Source organism: Frateuria sp., from assembly GCF_013362045.1.
In the GTDB taxonomy this organism is placed as follows: Bacteria; Pseudomonadota; Gammaproteobacteria; order Xanthomonadales; family Rhodanobacteraceae; genus Frateuria_A.
The window spans coordinates 1-2,538 of the sequence record NZ_JABFWW010000003.1; the positions used below are offsets into that span (position 1 = coordinate 1).

At 72.1% G+C, this 2,538-nt stretch carries 3 protein-coding genes; all 3 read right to left on the minus strand.

Going from position 1 to position 2,538, the window contains the following annotated elements; all coding sequences use genetic code 11:
• Positions 1-677, minus strand: a 677-nt coding sequence (locus HOQ08_RS00050; protein WP_291189650.1) for a dihydroxy-acid dehydratase, incomplete at its 3' end; no start/stop codon positions are given.
• A 93-nt stretch (positions 678-770) separates the two neighbouring features.
• Positions 771-1,868: a 3-isopropylmalate dehydrogenase gene (gene leuB / locus HOQ08_RS00055; protein WP_291189653.1), complete on the minus strand. Its 1,098-nt coding sequence runs from the start codon at positions 1,866-1,868 to the stop codon at positions 771-773.
• Positions 1,865-2,449: a 3-isopropylmalate dehydratase small subunit gene (gene leuD, locus HOQ08_RS00060; protein ID WP_291189656.1), complete on the minus strand. Its 585-nt coding sequence runs from the start codon at positions 2,447-2,449 to the stop codon at positions 1,865-1,867. Before leuD ends, leuB begins: the two co-directional genes overlap by 4 nt.
• Between the last annotated feature and the right edge of the window lie 89 nt (positions 2,450-2,538).

A 2,538-nucleotide genomic window follows, 5' to 3' on the forward strand; every position in this document is an offset into this window, starting at 1 on the left:
GCGCGCTTGGCCGGGTGCGTGGCGGGGATGTCGCTGAAGCCCAGCGGCGACAGGCCCAGCGTGGAGAGCACCATCGCCATCGTGTTGGCGGTGAACTGCCCGCCGCAGGCGCCGGCGCCGGGGCAGGCGTGGCGCTCGACCGCCGAAAGCTGCGCGTCGTCGATGCGCCCGGCGCCGTGCGCGCCGACCGCCTCGAACACCTGCTGCACGGTGATCGGATGGCCCTCGTGCTTGCCGTGGTCGATGGTGCCGCCGTAGAGCGCGACCCCGGGGATGTCCAGCCGCGCCAGCGCCATCGCGGCGGCGGGAATGGTCTTGTCGCAGCCGCACAGCACCACCATCGCGTCGAGGCAATGGCCGTCCACCGCCAGCTCGATCGAGTCGGCGATCAACTCGCGGCTGACCAGCGAGGCGCGCATGCCCGGCGTGCCCATGGCGATGCCGTCGGTCACCGCGATGGTGTTGAACTCCACCGGCGTGCCGCCGGCGGCGCGGATGCCCTCGGCCGCGGCCTCGGCCAGCTCGCGCAGGTTGAGGTTGCAGGGCGAGACGTTGGACCAGGTGTGCACCACCGCGACCAGCGGCCTGGCGATCGCGTCGTCGTCCAGGCCGGTGGCGCGCAGCATGGCGCGGGCGGGCGCGCGGTCGGGGCCGCGCTTGATCAGGTCACTGCGCATGGACGCTCCGGGTTTGTGGCTGTTGCTGTGGCGCCCTCTCCCCCGGCGATGAAGCTGCTGGGGAGAGAGAGGCAAGGCGGCGCGTGTGCGAATTCATCCACATGCCCGCACGCCGGCGAAGAACGCGTGGTGGTTGGCCGCGTCGTCGGCCAGCGCTACCAGTACGGCGTCGAGCACCTCGGCGGTGCCGGCCTTACCGCCAAGGTCGCGGCTACGCGGGCCGTGCTCGAGCACCTGCGTCACAGAGTGCTCCACCGCGCGCGCCTCGGCTTCCAGCCCCAGCGAATGGCGCAGCAGCAACGCGGCCGACAGGATCGCGCCGAGCGGATTGGCGACGCCCTGGCCCGCGATGTCGGGGGCCGAACCGTGGATCGGCTCGTACAGCCCGTTGCGGCCCGTCCCCAGCGAGGCGGACGGCAACAGGCCCAGCGAGCCGGCCAGCGCGGCGGCCTCGTCGGTGAGGATGTCGCCGAACAGGTTCTCGGTGACCACCACGTCGTAGCGTTGCGGCTGGGTCAGCAGCAGCATCGCCATCGAGTCGACCAGCTGGTGCTCCAGCTTCACGTCCGGATAGTCGGCGGCGATGCGCGTGGCGGTGCTGCGCCACAGGCGCGAGGTCTCCAGCACGTTGGCCTTGTCCACCGAGGTGAGGTGGCGGCGGCGCGCGCGGGCGAGCTCGAAGGCGCGGCGCACGACGCGCTCGACCTCGGCGACCGTGTAGCGGCACTCGTCGGTGGCGGCATCGGCGCTGCGCGTCTTGGCGCCGAAGTAGGCGCCACCGGTGAGTTCGCGCACGAACAGCACGTCGACGTCGCGCAGGCGCTCGTCCTTCAGCGGCGACAGCGCGGCCAGCGCGGGGTGCACCGCGAGCGGGCGCAGGTTGGCGTAGACGCCCAGCGCCGCGCGCAGCCCGAGCAGGCCCTGCTCGGGGCGCACCTTCGCTTCGGGATCGGACCACTTCGGGCCGCCGACCGCGCCCAGCAGCACCGCGTCCGCCTGTCGGCAGGCGTCCAGCGTGGCGGCCGGCAGCGGATCGCCGGTGGCGTCGATGGCGCAGCCGCCGATCAGGTGACGGCTGAAGCGGAACTCGTGCTCGTAGTGTTCGGCCACGGCCTCCAGCACGGCTACCGCCGCAGCGGTGACCTCCGGGCCGACGCCGTCGCCGGGCAGGGTGACGATCTGGGCTTTCATGCGGCCTCCGGGTGGGCTTGTTCGTAATGCGCGATGGCGTCGGCGTGGCCCAGCAGGAAGCCGAGCTGGTCGACGCCGTGCAGCAGGCAGTGGCGGGCGAAGGGTTCCAGCGCGAAGCCGATGCGGCCTCCATCCGGAAGTTCGACGAACTCCCCGGCCACGTCGATCGCCAGCTCGATGCCGGGGTGGTCGAGCAGCCAGCGGTGCGCGGGCGCGTCGATCACCAGCGCCAGCAGGCCGTTCTTCAGCGCGTTGCTGCGGAAGATGTCCGCGATCTCGCTGCACAGCACGGCGCGGATGCCGTAATCGAGCAGCGCCCAGGGCGCATGCTCGCGCGAGGAGCCGCAGCCGAAGTTGCGCCCGGCGACCAGGATCGCGCAGCCGCGCGCCTCGGGCCGGTTGAGCGGGAAGGCGGGACTGTCGCCGCCTTCGGGCAGGTAGCGCCAATCGTGGAAGCAGAGCTTGCCGAGCCCTTCGCGCGTGGTGGTGGTGAGGAAGCGCGCCGGGATGATGCGGTCGGTGTCGATGTTCTCGTCCGGCAGCACGGCGGTGCGGGAGTGCAGGCGGGTGATCGGTTTCATGGACGGGCCTCGCAAGAAACGACAGCTCCCTCTCCCCCGACGGGGAGAGGGTTGGGGTGAGGGGCGGGTGCTCGCGGGATGGGTGATCA